Genomic DNA, 18,624 nt, shown 5'->3' on the forward strand with positions numbered 1-18,624 from the left:
GGTTTAGCGCACGATAGGCAGCCGCATCAGCGCAATGCCTGATAGAATGAGGGCCAGTCCGGCAATTTGCGGGGTCGTGAGCGACTGGCGAAAGGCCAGCCAGCCTATCAGCGCCAGCAGCGCGATCCCGGCCCCGGACCAGATTGCATAAGCAAGGCCCAGCGGCACCGTCCGCAAGGCCATCGACAGGCAGATGAAGGCGACCACATAGCCCGGGATCGCGACGGCCGCCGGGGCAGCGCGGCTGAAGCCCGCGCTCGCATTGAGGGCGGAGGTGGCGATGACCTTCGCGATGATGGCAAGGCTGAGCCAGGTCCAGCCGGTCATGATCGAAGCTGCCGCAAGGAAAGGATGATCGCGGCGGCGCCCGCCACCAGCGCGACCGGAATGATGCCGCGCAGCACCGCGCCCATTCCCCCGCCGGAGGCTACGAGCAGGGCACCAAGCAAGGGCCCTGCAATCGAGCCGATGCGACCGGCGGCAACCGCTGCGCCGACGCCGACGCCGCGCGACGACGCGGGATAGAGGCGGGGCGCGAGCGCATAAAGATAGGATTGGGTAACAAGCACTGCTCCCCCCAGCAGGAACGCGAACAGGATCGCGGCACCTGCATCCTCGATAGCCGAGGCGCGCAAGAGCAGGATTGGGATGGCCGTGAAGGCCGCCAGCGCAACGAGCCACCCCCGACGCAGGTCCAGCAGGGGAGCAGTGACGGCGCACAGCACAAGCCCGCCGCAGTTGAAGGCAAGCTGCGCGAGGAAGGATGTCTGGCGGCTGAGGCCAAGCCCGGTCAGCAAGGTCGGCAGCCAGTTGAGCACCAGATAGAGGATGATGAGCGTGGCGAAAAAGCTGGTCCAGATCAGCAACGAAGCAATCAGCCGGCCCTGGCCGAAAAGCGCCTCCGCGATGCCCTGCGGCTCTTCGCGAGCCAGTGCCGGCGCCTGGCCGGGAGGCATGACACGCCATAGCAGGGCAGCCAGCAACAGCGGCAACAGGCCGCCGATCACGAAGGGTGTGCGCCAGTCCGTGCCCAGCGCCGCGCCGATCAGGCTGACCGAAGCGCCGCCAACAGGAACGCCGCAATAGAGCAGGGCGACGGCCCGCCGTTCCCGGCCCGGTGCCGCATGTTCCGAGGTGAAGGCGAGCAGATTGGGCAGTGCGCCGCCCAGGCCCAGGCCGGTGGCGATACGAGCGCCGATCAGCATTGCCGGGCTTTGCGAAAGGCCGGTGATGATCGATGCCGCGCCAAAGCCTGCGACGGACCAAAGCAGAACCCGCTCCCGGCCGATCCGGTCCGACAAATGGCCTCCCACAAGCGCGCCGATGAGCAGACCGATGGTGCTCGCGCTGAAGAACCATCCCAATGTTGCGGGATCGAGGGCGAACTGGAGCTTCAGATTGGGCGCGGCGATGCCTGCGACCTGCAGATCGAACCCTTCCAATATAGCGATGAGGAAGCAGAGGAAGGCCACGAGCGGAGAGCGCGGCGCGTGAGCCTGTCTATACGCCAGTGTCTGCGTCAATGCGGTCCCCTCCGGACGTCTACCCTTTGATTAGTTCTGGGCTGGCAATGAAGGAAAGGCAATTGTGAAGATCGACGAAATGGGGCTCGTCCGGCCGGACGTCCGCCAGGTAACGCGGCTCGGCAAAGGCTTCTTCGAGCGCTTCGGCATTGGCAAAGGTGATGGCCGCGACGCCGTCAAAATCACCGGAAGCGCCGAACATGGCACCCAGAGCCGCGGTCTGCGCCGTGCCGTGAAATTGCTCGTAGCGCAGAATGTGGCGGCTGAAATCGGTGCAGGCCAGCAGCAGAGGGGCGTGGACCTCGCGCCAGTAGCGGGAGAAGGCTTCCGGCACCATGCCCGGGCGGCGCTTGATAAAGACGATTAGCGTCGTCGCCATGCTCAATGCTCCTGCGGCCCGAAATCATGGGGAGGGAAGCGCGGAATATCAATCTGGTCGAACATGCCCGCATAGCCGAGTGCCATCGGCATGTCCCAGTTCAGCATCGAATAGGGATGGCCGGCGTCGAAGGCGCTGGCGGCGTTCAGGCGTGCTATCGCCGTTTCGGGCAGTTCCAGCGTCACCGCGGCCAGATTTTCCTTCATCTGCTCCACCCGGGTCGCACCGGCGACGGGGATCACATCGCGTGCGATGATCCAGGCAAGGGCGACCTGCGATGTCTTGACCCCCAGTTCGTTGGCAACCTCCTCGACCGCCACTGCGATTGTGCAGTTGCGGGCATTGAGCTGTTGCAACTGCATGGAGTCCATGCGCTTAGACGATCCGTCATCGGCCGTGCCGGGGCGGGTATATTTGCCGCTCAATATGCCGCCCGCCAGCGGCGACCAGGCGGTGATGCCGATGTCATGCGCCTGCGCGAGCGGTATATGCTCGCGTTCGATCGAGCGCTGCACCAGGCTATATTCGAGCTGCATGCAACTGATCGGCGCGAGGCCGCGCAGGTCGTGGAACGTTTGCGCGCGCGACACGACCCATGCGGGTACGTCGGAAAGACCGATGTGAAGAATCTTGCCTGCCGCGATGGCGTCGGTCAGTGCCCTCTGCACCTCCTCCACCGGCGTGGTGAAGTCCCACCAGTGAACGAAATAGAGATCGATATAGTCGGTTCCGAGCCGTTTCAGGCTGGCGTCCAGCGACCGGACGAGGCTTTTGCGATGGACCCCCGCTTCATTGGGATCGCTTCGGCCGGGGACGGCATTGGCATATTTGGTCGCAACGACGAAGCGGTCGCGATCGGACGCGATGAAACGTCCGATCATCTTCTCGCTCTCCCCGCCGGTATACATGTTCGCGGTGTCTATGAAATTGCCACCCGCCTCGACATAGGCGTCGAAGACGGGGCGGCATTCCTCTTCGGGACGCGACCAGTCGGCCGCTGTTCCGAAGGTCATGGTGCCCAAAGCGAGCTTCGAAACACGAAGCCCGCTGCGGCCTAGCAGGGAATAGCGCATAGCGTCCTGTCCAATCAGGCGTTGAGGCCCGGATTGTTGCGCCATGCTTCATCCGGCGGCGGAATGATGCCGAGCTGCATGGCGAATTCACGGAAATTCCAGTGGGTGCGGCAGCGGACGATCTTGCCGTTCTTGTACATCTGGGTGGTTGTACCGCGCGTCACCGTGGTCTTGCCGGCGGCGGGGATGCCGAAAAAGTCGCTGTTATGCGTCGCCTTCCACACCCATTGCATATAGCCCCACTCGTCATAGTCGAGGTCTGCGCCAAGATAGATATTGTTGGCAAAGCGGGCATAGTCGCCCTCAAGCCCGCCCTGCCATTCGGGCGGTGGGCCCTCGGTGCGGCGCACGCCGCGTGAGCGGCCGGCCGGGCCGCCATCATAGGTCAGAACCTCGAACTTGTGCACGCCGAACGGGCTTTCCGGACCGCTGTTGTTGAAAACGACGAAGGCCTTGTAGAGATCTTCCTTCGTGGTGATCGTCTGCATGAACTCGATATCTTCCCAGACGAAATCATCGGCATAATAGCCCAGCACCTCTTCGGCGCCCTTGTCGAAAAAGGCTGTGACCCAATCCTGGGCGGCCTCGAAGCTCTTATGCTCGCGCGCGCCGCCGCCCTGAGCGATCGGGGCGTCGGCCGTGATCGATGTGCCGCTCCGCAGCCGTTGCAGCACGTCCTGCTGCTCGGGCGACAGATGGGCGTCATTCACCAAGGGGGCGTACAAAATATGCATGGCTCTGGGCCTCTCCTGCTACCGGTCGTTATTGCCTGTCTGGATCGGAGTGTGTCGGTTGAACCGTAAGGAATCTACAGCCGATTGGGTCAGTTGAGGGCGAAACGTGACAGGAAGGGCATATCTGGCACATCCTGCCTTTGACTGGCACGAACCGCCCTTCGATCCCGGCCCGGAATAGCGCAGTCTCGCCCCAACAACAGCGCTGTCCCAACGGCTGGCGCGATAATGTGGAGTTGGATGACGATGACGGCGATCATGGAAGCCAATGCCGGCGGCGCAAGCGGAAAACTGGATTATGATCCGCTGAACCCGGATGTGAAGCATGAGCCTTATCCCTATTATGTCGAACTTCGCCGCAATGAGCCGGTGAAATGGCTGCCTGGCCTCCAGGCCTATGGCGTGGCGCGCTATGATGACATCGACGCGTTGCTGAAGGATGGACGAACGTTCAGTTCTGGCCAGTTCTGGCCGGCGCTGCTGGGCGAATATGATCCGGTGCCTGAGGAAGCGCCGATGATCTCCATGGACCCGCCCGGCCACATGCAGCTTCGCAGGATCGCCAACAAGGCGTTCGTGCCCTCCAAGGTGAATGGTCTTCGCGATCGTACCTATGAGATTGCCAACCTGCTGGTGGACGACATCATCGCTAAGCACGGGCCGGAAGGGGAGTTCGATTTCGCCTGGGAATTTACCGCCCTTTACCCGGTGACGGTCGTGGCCGAGGTTCTGGGTGTGCCAACCGAGCGCCGCGCGGAGTTCAAGGTCTGGGTCGATGATGTGCTGTCAGCGGCCAACCGGGCTGCCTATGGACCTGAAAAGCTCGCTCATATCGCAGCCAGCACCAAAAAGATGCGGGACTTTTTCGAGGATCTGTATGACGAGCGGGTGAAGAATCTGGGCGATGACCTGATCTCCACCTTCATCACCACCGAGGTTGACGGGCAGAAGCTGACGCGCAACCAAGTCCTCTCCATGGCGATATTGCTGCTGATCGGAGGCGTCGAGACGACGACCAACCTGCTTGGCACCACGCTGATCGAACTGAACCGGCATCGCGATGTGTTCGATCGTGTGCTGGCGGATCACAGCCTGATACCGGCCGTGCTGGAAGAAGTGCTGCGGTACAATCCGCCGGTCCAGATCATCTTCCGTCACACGACGATCGATACGGAAATCGCCGGCGTGAAAATCCCAGCCGGGTCGGCGATCATGCCTATCCTTGCTTCGGCCAACCGGGACGAGAGCAAGTTCGACAATCCTGAAGTGTTCGATATAGACCGCAAGATCGAGGTGCCGCTCATGTCCTTCGGGCAGGGGCCTCATTTTTGCCTCGGCAACTATCTCAGCCGGATGGAAGCCAAGTCGGCGCTGGAAGTCATCTTCTCGCGCTTCTCCCTGATCGAGCCGGTTTCGGATGAGGTTCATTGGCTAGATTCCTATTTCGCACGCGGACCGCATGTCCTTCCGGTGCGCTACAGGGTGCGGTGACTTTCTTAGCGCTGCGATGACAAGAAAAGGGCGCCCGAAGGGCGTCTGTTAGGGAGGCCTGACGGGCATGGCTCGAACCGGCAATTGCCATAATATCGCCGATTTCGAGCGGCTGGCGCGCAAACGCCTGCCTGCGCCGCTCTATCATTATATCGCCGGGGGCGCCGATGATGAGCGCACCATGCTGGCCAATATTGAAGGATTTGACCGGTATAATCTGGCGCCTGACTATCTGAAGGACATACGTTCGGTCGATATGGGGCGAAGGGTGTTGGGGCGCGACCTTGCCTGGCCCCTTTTGCTTGCGCCCACCGGCATGACCCGCATGTTCCATCGTGATGGCGAGTTGGGCGTGGCGCGCGAGGCTGAGCGGAGCGGCGTCGGCTATGCGCTGTCGACCATGGCGACCTCCAGCATTGAGGATGTGGGCAGAAGCAGCGCGGGCCCCAAGATATTCCAGCTTTATCTGTTGAATGACGAGCAGCTGAATTTCGCGATGATCGACCGCTGCAAGGCAGCGGGATTCGACGCGCTTTGCCTGACGGTGGACACGATCGTTGCAGGCAATCGGGAAAGGGATTTGCGCACGGGCTTGACCGTGCCGCCCCGCCTGACAGCAGCCAGTATTCTGTCCTTCGCATTGCGTCCTCGCTGGTGCGTCAATTATCTGACGAGTCCTGCTTTCAGCTTGCCCAACGTCGGTCCGGCGAACGCGGAAAGCGGCGATCTTTCGACCCTTGCAACCTATTTCGCAGCGCGCATGGAACGGAACATCACCTGGGCTGCGGTAGAGCGTGTCGCGCAATATTGGGGTGGCCCGTTCGCCATCAAGGGCATCCAGTCCGTGCGCGACGCGCGCATGGCGGCAGCGGCCGGAGCAACGGCCGTCATCCTGTCCAATCATGGCGGTCGTCAGCTTGATGGCGTGCCGCCCACGATCGATCTGCTGGCGGACATAGTCGATGCGGTCGGCGACCGGTTGGAGGTGATCCTGGATGGCGGCATCCGGCGGGGCAGTCATATCGTCAAGGCTCTGGCGATGGGGGCGACGGCGTGCATGGCGGGGCGGCCTTATCTCTACGGCCTCAGCGCCTTCGGTGCTCCCGGTGTAGGGCGGGTGCTTGAATTGCTGCGAGCGGAGACGGAACGGACTTTGGCGTTGCTCGGTTGCGGCAGTCTCAGCGAACTTGGCCGCAACCATATCCGGCTCGCGAGCGAAGTGCCGGACTTCCTTCGCACGCAGGAGTCGGCTCGTTCGGCGACCCCTTTGCGCAATATCCTTTGATGACGGCGGGACGGACCATGAATCTGAGCTTCGAAAATTATATTGGCGGCGAATTCACGTCGGCGAACGGCGTGATCGATGTCCTCAATCCCGCTACGGGAGATGTGATCGGGCGGGCGCCTGATGCCGACAGGGGCGTGGTGGATGCCGCGCTGCGCGCTGCTGAAGCGGCGCAGGCCGACTGGGCGCGCCTGCCGGCGCATACGCGCGGATTGGCTCTGCGGGCGATCGCGACGAAGATCAGGGAAAAGCTGCCCGAACTGGCCAGGATCACCGCGCTCGAGCAGGGCAAGATACTGCCGCTTGCGGAGATGGAAGTCGCGCTGACGGCCGAATATCTCGACTATATGGCCGAATGGGGTCGGCGGATCGAGGGCGAGGTCATCTCAAGCGACCGGCCAGGCGAGACCATGCTGCTGTTCCGGCGGCCGATGGGCGTGGTGGCGGGCATATTGCCCTGGAACTTCCCCTTCTTCATGGTCGCGCGGAAGGTGGCGCCCGCGCTCGTCACCGGCAATACGATTGTCGTGAAGCCGTCTGAAGAAACGCCATTCGGCGCGGCGGCTTTCGCGAGGCTAGTCGCCGAGACGGACCTGCCGGTGGGCGTATTCAATCTTATCTGCGGGCGGGGTGAAACGACCGGGGCGGCGCTGGTGTCGCATCCCACCGTACAGATGATCAGCTTCACCGGCAGTTCGGCTGCCGGTTCTGCGATCATGGCCAGCGCCGCCCGAAATGTGACCAAGGTCAACCTGGAACTGGGCGGCAAGGCACCGGTGATTGTTCTTGATGACGCGGATGTGGATCTGGCCGTCCAGACGCTCACCATGTCCAAGACGATCAATACAGGGCAAGCGTGCAACTGCGCCGAGCGGGTCTATGTTCAGAAGGGTGTTGCGCAACAATTCCGGGACAAGCTGGCCGCGTCGGTCGGCGGGATCAGCCAGGGCGATCCTCTGGGCGGGGCGCAAGTGGCGATGGGGCCGGTCATCAATCGGGCAGCGGTACAGCGGATCGAGGCGCTCGTCGACAATGCGCGCTCGCTCGGCGCGGAAGTCCTGGCAGGTGGCGCTGTGCTGGAGGGGGCGGGCTGTCATTACCGGCCGACTGTGCTCGCCGGGACCACGCCGGATATGGACATCATGCACCGGGAGATTTTCGGACCCGTCATCGTGGTGAACGAGATCGACGATCTCGACCAGGGTATCGCGCTGGCCAATGCCAGCGACTATGGCCTGTCTTCCTCCATCTTCACCCGCAGCCTGTCGTCAGCGATGAAGGCGATTTCCGACCTTCGTTTCGGTGAAACCTATGTCAACCGGGAGCATTTCGAGGCGATCCAGGGCTTTCATGCCGGGGTGCGCAAGTCCGGTATAGGTGGCACGGACGGCAAGCATGGGCTTTACGAATATACGCACACGCAGGTCGCCTATATCCAGACCTGATCGATCGGAGGCGGCTTAGGCCGCCTTCTCTCCCGGCTCTTCGCTGAAGATGGTGCTCGGGCGGCGCCCCGTCCACTGTTTGAAGGCGCGAGAGAAAGTTCCGTTGTCGGAAAAACCCAGTTGATAGGCGACTTCGCTCAGACACATGCCGCGCTGAAGATATTGGAATGCCAGCTCTTCGCGCAACTTCTGAAGTACATCTGCGAAGGTCGTGCCTTCATTTTTCAGCCGTCGCAGCAAAGTCCTTTCCGTCATGCCGAGGCGCCTGGCAGTCTCGACTTTGGACGGTACTTCATCGGGCAACTGCGCCATCATCAGGTCCCGGACCCGGGTCGCGAAGCGCCCAGCCATGCGCTGTTCCAGATGGCGATTGGCCGCCCCGTCAAGCAGGGAAGCCAGTTCCTCATCCGACGATAGGATGCGGCGTTCCAGATCCCGCTTGCGAAAGATGATGCAGTTCTGCGCGTCCTCGAACCGCACCGGACAGCCGAAAAATTTAGAGAAATTGGCCGTCTGTTGCGGCACTTCATGGGCAAAGCGGACCTCGACCGGCACCAGCCGTTCGTTGATGATCCAGCGAAGATAGGACAGGACGCTGGCGACCACGGTATCCACGGTCTGATAGATCGGAGGCGCGCCGCCAGTATCGAAGTGGAACTCCAGCATGGCCTGATCCTGCGTTTCCGTCAGGGTCGCGGCGGCCGAATCCGATATCAATCGGCAATAATAGGCAAAGCGATGTAAGGCCTTTGACAGGGTCGAGGAGCAGCTCATCGAATAGCCGACCACATGAAAGGTCGCCGGACGCACTTCGGCCGCGACCTTGAAGCCGAAATCGGGATCACCCGTGAGTTCGACTGCGCGGCGCCACAATTTCCCTACATCGGCTTGGAAATAGCGGCTGAAGCCGCCTTCCAGAAGCGCCGGGTCCATTCCGATCTCAGACAGAACGGCGTCGGTGTCCACGCCTTCGGTTCGCATGGCGCGGATGATCGCCAGCACCCAGCCGGTTGATGCCGACCGCGAAACGCCCATTCCAGTCACGTCACTCTCCTGAAGCGACAGGGACATATTGTCCCTTTTTGCTGCTCGTAGCGTCGCGCTTTCCCCCCGGTGCGTCAACGAATTTGTGGCAAAAATGGGCGTCCTGTCACGTTTTGCTGTGACATGGCGCTGTCCGCCATGCCCCAACGTCGGGCATCAGGTTAGGCCGGAATAAGGGCCTAAATGGCGCAAGGAGAGCGGGCAGGATGCACAAGGTAGGAACCATGGCAGATCTGGAGGTCGGTCAGCCGATCCGGGCCTCTGTCGACGAAACCAAGCTGTTGGTATTTCTCGTCGACGGGGAGCCGGTTGCCACGGCGGCGCGCTGCCCGCATGCGCAGGGACCATTGCATCAGGGCGAAATCTGCAACGGTCAGTTGATCTGTCCCTGGCATGGCTGGACCTTCAATCTTCCCTCAGGCAGCTGTGAAGAGGATCCTGACCTGCTCTTGACGACCTATGCCGTCACGCGGGATGGCGACGATATATTGGTCTCGGTCAATGTCCCGGCCTGATGCCTTGCGGCTGCACGGCTATGCCGTGAGTAATTATTTCAATACGGTGCGCGCTGCGCTGATCGAGAAGGATGTGCCGTTCGAGATCGTCGTGGAGCGGGCGAGGCAGGATGACGCATTTCTCGCCCGCAGCGCGATGGGCAAGATCCCCTATCTGGAGACAGGGCAAGGTTGCATCGCGGAGACGGTGGCGATCCTCGACTATCTGGAGGAGGCGACAGGCGGCATTCCCCTTTTGCCGGACGAGCCGTTCGGGCGGGCGAAGGCGCGGCAGGTCACGAACATCGTGCAGCTCTATGTCGAGACGCCGCTGCGTTCGCTATTTCCCGGTGTGTTCATGGGTGGCTGCAATGCGCCCGGCACCACCGAAGCGGCGCGCCAAACCCTTGACCGAGCAATGCGCGCACTCAGCCATCTGGTGGAATTGAAGCCCTTTCTTATGGGCGAAGAGCTGACGACGGCGGACCTCTTCGCCTTCTACACCTTCGACATTGGGGAGCGGGTGGCGCGTTTCACCTGGGACATGTCCCTGCTGGATCAGGTCGACGGCCTGCGCAACTGGTTCAACCTGATCGCCGACCGGCCGAGTAGCCGGACGGTTCTCACCGATTTTGACACCGCCTTTGCTGCCTATCTCCGCGACAAGGCGGCCGCCTGGCATGAGCCGGAGCTGAAAGAGACCCATCATGCGTGACGTGAAACTGGACGATAAATATACGGTCGAAGAAGGCCGGGTGATCATGAGCGGCACCCATGCGCTGATCCGCGTGCCGCTGCTCCAGAAGGAGATCGATGCGCGGGCGGGGCTCAATACGGCGGGCTTCATCTCGGGCTATCGCGGATCGCCGCTTGGCACCTATGACCTGGAACTGTGGCGGGCCAAGGATCTGCTCAAGAGCCACGACATATTGTTCCAGCCCGGCGTGAACGAGGATCTGGCGGCGACGGCGGTCTGGGGCACGCAGATGCTGGCGACCACGCCGGGCGCCCATCGCGACGGCGTGTTCGCGATCTGGTACGGCAAGGGGCCGGGGGTGGATCGTTCGGGAGATCCCTTCAAGCATGGCAATATCGCGGGCACCCATCCCCATGGCGGCGTGCTGATCGTTGCCGGGGACGATCATTCGGGCAAATCGTCGACCGTCGCGCATCAGAGCGAGATGGCGCTGATGCATGCGGGCATGCCGATCCTGGCGCCGTCCGACGTGCAGGATGTGATCGATCTGGGCCTGCTGGGCTTTGCCATGTCGCGCTATACAGGCCTCTATACCGGCTTCAAGCTGACCAACGAGACGCTGGAGCAGACGATGACGGTTGACATCGAGATGCGGGACAATGGCCCCGTCTGTCCCGATCGCGGTCCGGCCCCGGCCAATGGCTTCCACAATTACCCCACCCATCTCGACCGCATTGGGTCGGAGATCGTGCTCAAGCGCTATCGCTGGCCGCTGGTCGGCAAGTTCGTGCGCGCCAACGGCATCGACCGGACGCTGATCGACGCGCCGCAGCGGCGTCTGGGCATCGTGTCGACCGGCAAGGCGGTGCAGGATGTGCGCCAGGCGCTCAAGATGCTGGAGCTGGACCGGGAAGCCGCGGCGGCGCTCGGCCTGTCCTTCTACAAGCTGGGCTGCATGTATCCGGTGGAGCGCGAAGGGCTGGTCGAGTTCGCCGCCGGCCAGAGCGAGTTGCTGTTCATCGAGGAGAAGGACCCGCTGGTCGAGAACCAGGCCAAGGCGATCCTCTACGGCCGGCCGGACATGCCGCGCATCGTCGGTAAGACCGATGAAGATGGCGTTGCCATGATTCCGGCGGACGAACAGCTGGAGCCGGTGCAACTGGCGATCGTCATTGCCGAGCGGCTGCAGCGTCTGGGCGTCGAGGATGCAGCGTTGGCGGAGCGCGCCGAACGCCTGTCGCGGCAAATGGCGACGGTTGCGGCGCTGAAGCCCGCCGATGCCGGGCGGTCGCCCTATTTCTGCTCAGGCTGTCCGCACAATACAGGCACCCGCTTTCCTGAAGGATCGATCGCCGCGGGCGGCATCGGCTGCCATGCGATGGCGATGTATTCCGGCCCGGAAATGCTGCCCAATACGCAGATGGGCGGGGAGGGCGCGCATTGGTACAGCCTCGCTTATTTCAGCGACATGAATCACATCTTCCAGAATATGGGGGATGGCACTTATTATCATAGCGGCCTGCTGGCGGTGCGGGGCGCCGTGGCGGCGAAGGTCAACATGACCTTCAAGATCCTGTTCAACGATGCCGTCGCCATGACCGGAGGTCAGCCGGTGGACGGACCGCTGACGCCCGGTGACATCACCCGGCAGGTGCTGGCCGAAGGAGCGACACGCTGCGTCGTCGTGACGGACAGGCCTGAACTTTATGGGTCGCATAGCGGCCTTGGCGCCGGGGTCACGGTCCATCATCGCGACAGCTATGACGCGGTTCAGAAGGAATTGCGCAACGTGCCGGGCGTCACGGTCATCGTCTATGAACAGACTTGCGCCGCGGAAAAGCGCCGTCGCCGTAAGCGGGGCAAGTTCCCCGATCCGGCCAAGCGCATGTTCATCAATGCGGCTGTTTGCGAGGGTTGCGGCGACTGCTCGGTCCAGTCCAATTGCGTCAGCGTCTGGCCCAAGGAAACCGAACTGGGGCGCAAGCGGCAAATCGACCAGTCGAACTGCAACAAGGATTATAGCTGCGTGAAGGGCTTCTGTCCGAGTTTCGTGACGGTGCTGGACGCCGAGCCGCGCAAGCCCAAAAAGGCGCAGCTGGCGAGTGAGACCGACATCGCTCTTCCGTCTCCGGCTCTCGTTTCCCTCGAGGACGGCGCCTATAACATCATGGTGTCGGGCATTGGCGGGACCGGCGTCGTCACCATCGGCGCGCTGCTCGCCATGGCGGCGCATCTGGAAGGCAAGTCGACATCGGTGTTCGACATGACCGGCCTTAGCCAGAAGAATGGCGCGGTATATAGCCATGTCCGCATCGCCGCGCATAATGAGGATCTGGGTGCGCAGAAACTGGGCATCGGCGAGGCGGATCTAGCGCTGGCCTTCGATGCCGTCGCGGCTCTCTCCAAGGAACCGGCGATCACCCTGGACGGCGAGCGGACGAAGACCGTCGTCAACGCCCGTGTCACGCCAACGCCGGCCTTCCAGCGCAATCCAGACCTGACCCTGGATCAGGGGCTGCTGGTTCGCCGCCTCGGTAAAATGTCCGCGCAGTTGCAAAGCGTCGACGCCACTGGCCTTGGCCTGGCATTGCTCGGAGATACCATCGCCGCCAATCTGTTCATGCTTGGCTATGCGAGCCAGCTTGGCCTGTTGCCGGTCTCTCCGCAAGCGATCGAGCGGGCGGTCGAGATCAACGGCGTGGCGATCCCATTCAACAAGGCAGCCTTCGCGCTCGGGCGCCTCCAGGCGGTCGACCCGCAGCGGATCGAACAGGCCGTGGTGAGTCATGTGCAGGAGATCGAGTTCCAGCCGCTGACCAAACTTGACGATATTGTCGCCCACCGCACTGGCCTGCTTACTGGCTATCAGAATGCAGCCTGGGCCCAGCGCTATCGCGACCTTGTCGACCTGGTGAGACATGCGGAACAGCAGGCCGCGCCGGGCAAGGATACTCTATCGGTCATGGTGGCTCGCAACTTCGCCAAGCTGATGAGCTACAAGGACGAGTATGAGGTGGCTCGCCTGCACGCGGACCCAGCGTTCCAGCAGCAGCTGAAGGAGACGTTCGAGAATGGCGCGAAGCTGCGTTATAATCTCGCGCCGCCGCTCTTCTCCAAGCGCGATGCGAATGGGCACCTGATCAAACGCGAGTTCGGTCCATGGATGGGCAAGGCTTTCGCTGTCCTCGCCCGCTTCAAGAGACTACGTGGGACCGCCTTCGACATCTTCGGCTATACCGAGGAGCGTCGGATGGAGCGGGGGCTGATCGACCATTATGAAGCGCAGATGCGCATGGTCGCAGACCGGCTGACCCCCGCCAACCACGCCGCCGCTGTAGAACTGGCCTCGTTGCCTGCGCAGATTCGCGGCTATGGACATGTCAAGCACGCCAATGTCGAACAGGTGAAAGCACTCGAACCGACCATATTGCGCAAGTTTGAAGAAACCCGTGCAGTCGCGGCACCTGAGCGGGAGGTCGCGGTCAGCTGACCCTTAGCGCGGCTTTCCTCCCAGATAGCCGGTGAGCAGATGTTGTATTGCAAGCCGGGTCTGCGCAACCGTGGACCCGGTGAAACGCATCTGCGCAATCATGTGCGCGAGGCCGACGACCACTTCTGCGGCCTCCTCGACCACCAAATCTTTGCTGATGGTGCCGTCAGCCTTTCCTTCTTTCAGCTTTTTTCCGACCACGGCGCAGGCAGCCTCGCGAAAGGCGATATAGCGGGGCCATGTGGGGTGACGCGTGGCCGTGCTCCAGTCGAGCCACGTGCGCACAACATCTTGATGCGTGTCGATCGAACGCGCCAGCGAGACGAGCATTTCCTCCAACGCGGCAAGCGGATCAACCTGTTCTGCGGCGGCTCGCGTGGCAATTCCGTGCAGAAGGAAATTCGCGACTTCGTTGAGAACATCCCGCACAAGATCGTCATGATCTGCATAATAATGCATCATGGTGGGCAATGACACGCCCGCACGCTTCGCGATCATCGTGTGGTTGGTATGACCAAGGCCGTGTTCGGCCAGGAGCTCCAGCGTTATAGCCCGCAACTGTGCCTGACGCGCGCCTGGTGAGAGGCGGGGCGCCCTTTCCTTTCGCGAGCGCTGATTTTCCGCGTTCATCTCAAAAATCCATATGGTGCTCAAATGGCGATGCAATTGCCAAAAGCGGCGCAGCATCGTTTTGTCATGATCTGCCTGGACATGGCCCGTTTCGCTCATACCATGTTATTGAAGGTAAGTTCAATAATATCTAATCCAGCGGCATAATTTCTGGAGAGAGTGGATGCAGGAAGCTGGTGAACGTGTCTCGCTGGCGGTTCGGCCCGATCATGTGCCGCTGTCGCTAGTGATTGATTTCAACATGTATAGTGTTCCCGGCGGTGCTTGGGATGCTCAAGCTGCTTTTCACACCGTCCAGCTGGCGAGCCCAGACATTTTCTGGACGCCGCACAATGGCGGACATTGGGTTGCGACCCGGGCCGAGGATGTGGAAATGATGTTGCGTGATCCCGCGCGCTTTTCCAGCAAGCGGGTCTTTCTGCCACGCGATGACAATGCGCCACGCTCATTGCCTCTGGAGACGGACCCACCACTCCACACGGAGTTGCGAAAGCCTTTGAGTCGCGCTCTTTTTCCCAAAATCGTGGACGACATGGAGCCACGCGTGCGTCAGCTGGTCGATGATCTGATCGATGAGCTGATCGGCCAGGGCGAATGTGATTTCGTGGCGGATTTTGCCAACATCATGCCCATGAACATCTTCCTCGACCTGGTCGATCTTCCTCGGGAAGAGCGGCACCGGCTTCTTCCGCTCGTGGAAAAGTTCATCAAGGGTGGCACGCTGGAAGCTCGCCAGGAAGCGCAGCAGGCGATTTTCGTGTATGTGACCGACATCGTGCGCGCCCGCCGTGCCAATCCGGGCAATGACCTTGCCTCGATCGTCGTCAATGCATCAGTCGGCGACGAGATGATCAGCGAAATGGACGCGATCTCCTACATGACCCTGATCCTGTTCGGGGGACTCGATACGATCGCAGCCATGCTGTCGTACATCACGCTGTTTCTCGCTACGCATCCGGAGCACCGTGCGACATTGATCGAACGGCTGGATGACGATCGCTTTGTTCGCGACGCGATGGAGGAGCTTTTTCGTCGGTTCGGGATCGTCCAGGCGGCGCGCGTGATCCAGGAAGATTTCGAATATAAAGGCGTGACCTTCCGGAAAAATGACACGATATTGCCCATCAACATGCTCTGCGGCCTGGATGATCGCCGCGTCGACAATCCGCTGGAAGTCCGGTTCGATCGAGAGCGGCCGGCGCGGCACCTTGCCTTTGGGGCTGGGCCGCACAGTTGCCCGGGCGCGACACTGGCGCGTCGTGAGATTGGCATATTCCTGCGGGAGTGGTTGAGGCGAATCCCGGACTTCTCACTGAAACCAGGGGCAAAACCGTTCAATCTGCTTGGCGTAACTTGCGGGTTGGAGACGCTGGAATTGGTTTGGCCGACCGCAGGAAATGGGGCCTCTTCATGAGGTAGTGTGGCACATGGGATGCCAATCGCTCAACCATGGCGCGTTTCGCCCCGAACTGGCACGGTGCGCCCTGTTATCATCCTCCATATGGTCTATCACAGGATGCACAGTAAAAATGCGGCTTCCATCGAGTAAAGCCGCACGTTCTGGAGGGGAATATGATGACGAAATTCTCGTCGAGACTTCTTGCGACTGCAGCCTCTGTGATTGCGATCACCCATGTTGCTTCAGCCTTTGCGCAGGAACAAACCGCGCCACCTGCGCAAGCGTCTGAAGAAACTCCCTCCGGCGGTGTTGCAGACATCATCGTTACTGCGCAGAAGCGTGCGCAGAATTTGAACGATGTCGGTTTGTCGATCACGGCGGCCTCTGCCGATCAATTGGCGTCGGCGGGTGTGGGTAGCGCGGGCGATCTGGCAAAGATCACGCCCGGCTTCACATTCACCAAGAGTCAGGACGGGACCCCGCTCTACACGCTCCGCGGCGTAGGGTTCAATGATTACACGCTGGGGGCCAGCCCCGCTGTGAGCGTCTATGTGGATCAGGTTCCACTGGCCTATGGCGCATTCACGCAGGGCGTGTCTCTAGACCTGGAGCGTGTTGAGGTCCTGAAAGGGCCTCAAGGTATTCTCTTCGGCCAGAACTCGACCGGTGGGGCGATCAACTATATCGCGGCCAAGCCGACCAAGTCTCTTGAGGCCGGTATAACGGCATCTTATGGTCGTTTCGATACCTTCGATGGTGAAGCCTTCATTAGTGGTCCGATCAGCGATACGCTGTCCGTGCGTCTGGCGGGAGCTGCGACCATTTCTGGCCCGTGGCAATATAATTATAACCGCGATGCCAGCCTCGGGCGACAGGACCAGTTGCGCGGGCGTTTCCAGGCGGAATGGAAGCCCAGCGAGCGCCTGACTCTCTTGTTCAGCGCCAATGGCTGGCGGGACAAGTCCGACACGCAGGCGGGCCAGCTTCAGGGCCTTTTCCTCCAGCTGAACGAGACAACAGCGCCGTTCGCGGCAGCAGCTGGCGCTGCGGATCTGACCGAGACGCTGCGTCGGATCGCCGTGTTCCGCACTCTCAGCCCTGCGCCCGAGAACGCCCGGGCCGCAGACTGGGATTCCGATCGGGATCTGACGCGGGACGATGGCTTCTATCAACTGTCGCTACGCGGCGATTATGAACTGACGGATGATATAACGCTCACGTCCATCACGGCCTTCTCGCGTTATAATGAGAATTACTCGGTCGACCGCGATGGTACTTCACTGAAGAATGCCGGCGTCAATGCCGACGGGCGGGTCAAGAGTTTCAGTCAGGAACTGCGGCTTTCCGGCGATATGCATGGCATCAACTGGTTGCTCGGCGGCAACTATGCGAAGAACAAGGTGCGTAGCGCCAACGACATTCTAACTGGCGACTCAACCAATACGGCCATTCTTCCTGGTGGGCCATGGATTGCGGCTTCCACGACGACGATCACCCAGGATATCAAGGACTGGGCGATCTTCGGTAATGTCGAGGCGGAGGTGACGCGGGAGCTTACCCTGTTGGCGGGCGCTCGCTATGCGAAGAGCAAGAATGACTACACATCCTGCATGACCGGTGACATTGGCATGCAGACCACATTCAAGATACTCTCGGATGCGATCTCAGGTACGCCAGGCGCTCCGCTTGGCCCGACATCCTGCCTCAGCATGGATGCGACAACCTTCGAAAACACACGCACGCCCTATACCGACAGTCTGAAAGAAGATAATTTCTCCTGGCGTCTGGGCGTCAACTATAAGCCAAATCGGGACATTCTTCTCTATGCTCTGGCATCGCGGGGCTATAAATCGGGCAGCTTCCCGACACTGCCGGCGTCCACGACTGCGCAGCTCTCGCCCGTCACGCAGGAATCGGTGACGGCCTATGAAGTCGGCGCGAAGATTTCGGCGATGGACCGCGCGCTTCAGTTCAATCTGGCTGCCTTCCATTATATCTATAAGGACAAGCAGATCCGCGGTCTGGTGATCGACCCTGTGTTCAACCAGCTGGAGAAGCTGGTGAATGTGCCGAAGTCGAGGATCAACGGCGCAGAGGTGGAAATCACGGCACGTCCGGTTTCCGGCCTGATCTTGCGTGGCGCCGTCACCTATGTCGACTCAAAGGTTCTGAATTTCTCCGGTATCAATAATGAGCGCGTGTCAGGCGACTTCAGCGGATCGGCGCTGCCCTTCTCGCCGAAATGGCATGTGGTGGGTGACATCAATTATGAGTGGAATCTGAACGACAGTCTTGGTGCCTTTATGGGAGCAAATATGCTGTACAACAGCAAGACGAGCTCCACGCTGGGCGTCGCGCCTTCTTCCGTCATCGGCTCATTCAAGACTGTAGACATGCGTGCCGGCATCAAGGCGCTGGATGACAGGTGGAGCCTGTCGGTCTGGGGGCGCAATGTCTTCAATGAATATTATTGGAGCAATCAGTTCGTCACCCAGGATGTGGTCGTTCGCTACGCCGCCCGGCCGGCTACCTATGGCGTAACCCTGAAGTTCGGTTTCAGATAATCCTCGACGGGCAGTGGAGGGTCGCTGGATGTGCTGTCATCGCAAGGTGGCAGCACATTCTTTGTCAGAGAGGTGTTTGGAAATGCGCCTTTTTAGCGCATGCGGCACCAGCCTTCTCCCCCATCCGGCCACCAATATGATACTGCCGTTGGGTGGTCGTGTAAGGGAGAAGGCTCGTGCGGCATCGAAATGCGATCTTTCGCGCATTTCCAAAAGTCTCTCAGCCAATCTGAAAAGGGACTGACGTGCTCCCCTGATTGTTACCATTCAGAGGTAGAGTCCGGCTCCTTCTGATCCGACACCATTCTCTGGACCACCTGGGGCTAGAGTTTCTCGGTCTTGGTCACGGTGACGGGCTGGGTGCGTCACCGGGATT

At 60.9% G+C, this 18,624-nt stretch carries 15 protein-coding genes; 8 read left to right on the top strand and 7 right to left on the bottom strand.

All coding sequences use genetic code 11. The annotated features are described in order from the left end of the window. Window positions 1-3: 3 nt before the first annotated feature. The 5 genes from K7W03_RS15305 to K7W03_RS15325 are packed head-to-tail and all read right to left on the bottom strand — an operon-like array spanning window position 4 to window position 3,709. Window positions 4-327, bottom strand: a complete 324-nt coding sequence (locus tag K7W03_RS15305; protein WP_176598806.1) for a DMT family transporter — start codon at window positions 325-327, stop codon at window positions 4-6. Then, window positions 324-1,523: an MFS transporter gene (locus K7W03_RS15310; RefSeq protein WP_222886738.1), complete on the bottom strand. Its 1,200-nt coding sequence runs from the start codon at window positions 1,521-1,523 to the stop codon at window positions 324-326. Before K7W03_RS15310 ends, K7W03_RS15305 begins: the two co-directional genes overlap by 4 nt. A 19-nt stretch (window positions 1,524-1,542) precedes the next feature. After that, entirely contained in the window at window positions 1,543-1,902 is a 360-nt protein-coding gene (locus K7W03_RS15315) for an EthD domain-containing protein (RefSeq protein ID WP_176598808.1), read from the bottom strand. Window positions 1,903-1,904: 2 nt separating this feature from the next. After that, window positions 1,905-2,975 carry an aldo/keto reductase gene (locus K7W03_RS15320; RefSeq protein ID WP_176598809.1) on the bottom strand — a complete coding sequence of 357 codons (1,071 nt, stop codon included), beginning with the start codon at window positions 2,973-2,975 and terminating at the stop codon, window positions 1,905-1,907. A 14-nt stretch (window positions 2,976-2,989) separates the two neighbouring features. Beyond that, window positions 2,990-3,709: an ester cyclase gene (locus K7W03_RS15325; protein ID WP_176598810.1), complete on the bottom strand. Its 720-nt coding sequence runs from the start codon at window positions 3,707-3,709 to the stop codon at window positions 2,990-2,992. 240 nt (window positions 3,710-3,949) lie between these two features. On the opposite strand from K7W03_RS15325, the gene K7W03_RS15330 reads away from it, so the two are divergent. From K7W03_RS15330 to aldA, 3 genes are all read left to right on the top strand, one after another. Beyond that, on the top strand, window positions 3,950-5,200 hold the full coding sequence (locus tag K7W03_RS15330) for a cytochrome P450 (RefSeq protein ID WP_222886739.1): 1,251 nt from the start codon (window positions 3,950-3,952) through the stop codon (window positions 5,198-5,200). 67 nt (window positions 5,201-5,267) lie between these two features. Beyond that, a complete protein-coding gene (locus K7W03_RS15335; protein ID WP_222886740.1) occupies window positions 5,268-6,485 on the top strand; it encodes an alpha-hydroxy acid oxidase in 1,218 nt (405 codons plus the stop codon). A 17-nt stretch (window positions 6,486-6,502) separates the two neighbouring features. After that, the gene (aldA, locus tag K7W03_RS15340) at window positions 6,503-7,930 is read left to right on the top strand and encodes an aldehyde dehydrogenase (protein WP_176598813.1); all 1,428 of its coding nucleotides are present in this window, start codon (window positions 6,503-6,505) and stop codon (window positions 7,928-7,930) included. A gap of 15 nt (window positions 7,931-7,945) precedes the next feature. Here aldA and K7W03_RS15345 read toward each other — a convergent pair whose 3' ends face one another. Beyond that, window positions 7,946-8,965 (bottom strand): AraC family transcriptional regulator, encoded by a 1,020-nt coding sequence (locus tag K7W03_RS15345; RefSeq protein WP_226870198.1) that lies wholly within the window; start codon window positions 8,963-8,965, stop codon window positions 7,946-7,948. A 215-nt stretch (window positions 8,966-9,180) separates the two neighbouring features. Between K7W03_RS15345 and K7W03_RS15350 the strand changes: the two genes are divergently transcribed. From K7W03_RS15350 to K7W03_RS15360, 3 genes are read left to right on the top strand one after another with little or no spacing between them, the layout of a single operon-like run. Then, a complete protein-coding gene (locus K7W03_RS15350) occupies window positions 9,181-9,489 on the top strand; it encodes a Rieske (2Fe-2S) protein (protein WP_176598815.1) in 309 nt (102 codons plus the stop codon). Continuing rightward, on the top strand, window positions 9,476-10,183 hold the full coding sequence (locus tag K7W03_RS15355; RefSeq protein WP_176598816.1) for a glutathione S-transferase family protein: 708 nt from the start codon (window positions 9,476-9,478) through the stop codon (window positions 10,181-10,183). The genes K7W03_RS15350 and K7W03_RS15355 overlap by 14 nt, the downstream gene beginning before the upstream one ends. After that, window positions 10,176-13,655 carry an indolepyruvate ferredoxin oxidoreductase family protein gene (locus K7W03_RS15360; RefSeq protein WP_176598817.1) on the top strand — a complete coding sequence of 1,160 codons (3,480 nt, stop codon included), beginning with the start codon at window positions 10,176-10,178 and terminating at the stop codon, window positions 13,653-13,655. The genes K7W03_RS15355 and K7W03_RS15360 overlap by 8 nt, the downstream gene beginning before the upstream one ends. Window positions 13,656-13,658: 3 nt before the next feature. Here the strand turns inward: K7W03_RS15360 and K7W03_RS15365 are convergent, their stop codons facing one another. Continuing rightward, window positions 13,659-14,342: a TetR/AcrR family transcriptional regulator gene (locus K7W03_RS15365; protein WP_176598818.1), complete on the bottom strand. Its 684-nt coding sequence runs from the start codon at window positions 14,340-14,342 to the stop codon at window positions 13,659-13,661. Between the two features lie 106 nt (window positions 14,343-14,448). On the opposite strand from K7W03_RS15365, the gene K7W03_RS15370 reads away from it, so the two are divergent. Together K7W03_RS15370 and K7W03_RS15375 are read left to right on the top strand one after the other, a co-directional pair. Then, complete coding sequence (locus K7W03_RS15370; RefSeq protein ID WP_222886742.1) at window positions 14,449-15,699, top strand: cytochrome P450; 1,251 nt, start codon at window positions 14,449-14,451, stop codon at window positions 15,697-15,699. A gap of 158 nt (window positions 15,700-15,857) precedes the next feature. Then, window positions 15,858-18,248 (top strand): TonB-dependent receptor, encoded by a 2,391-nt coding sequence (locus K7W03_RS15375; protein WP_222886743.1) that lies wholly within the window; start codon window positions 15,858-15,860, stop codon window positions 18,246-18,248. Window positions 18,249-18,624 lie beyond the last annotated feature (376 nt).

This window comes from Sphingobium sp. PNB (assembly GCF_019873065.1).
Taxonomy (GTDB): domain Bacteria; phylum Pseudomonadota; class Alphaproteobacteria; order Sphingomonadales; family Sphingomonadaceae; genus Sphingobium; species Sphingobium fuliginis.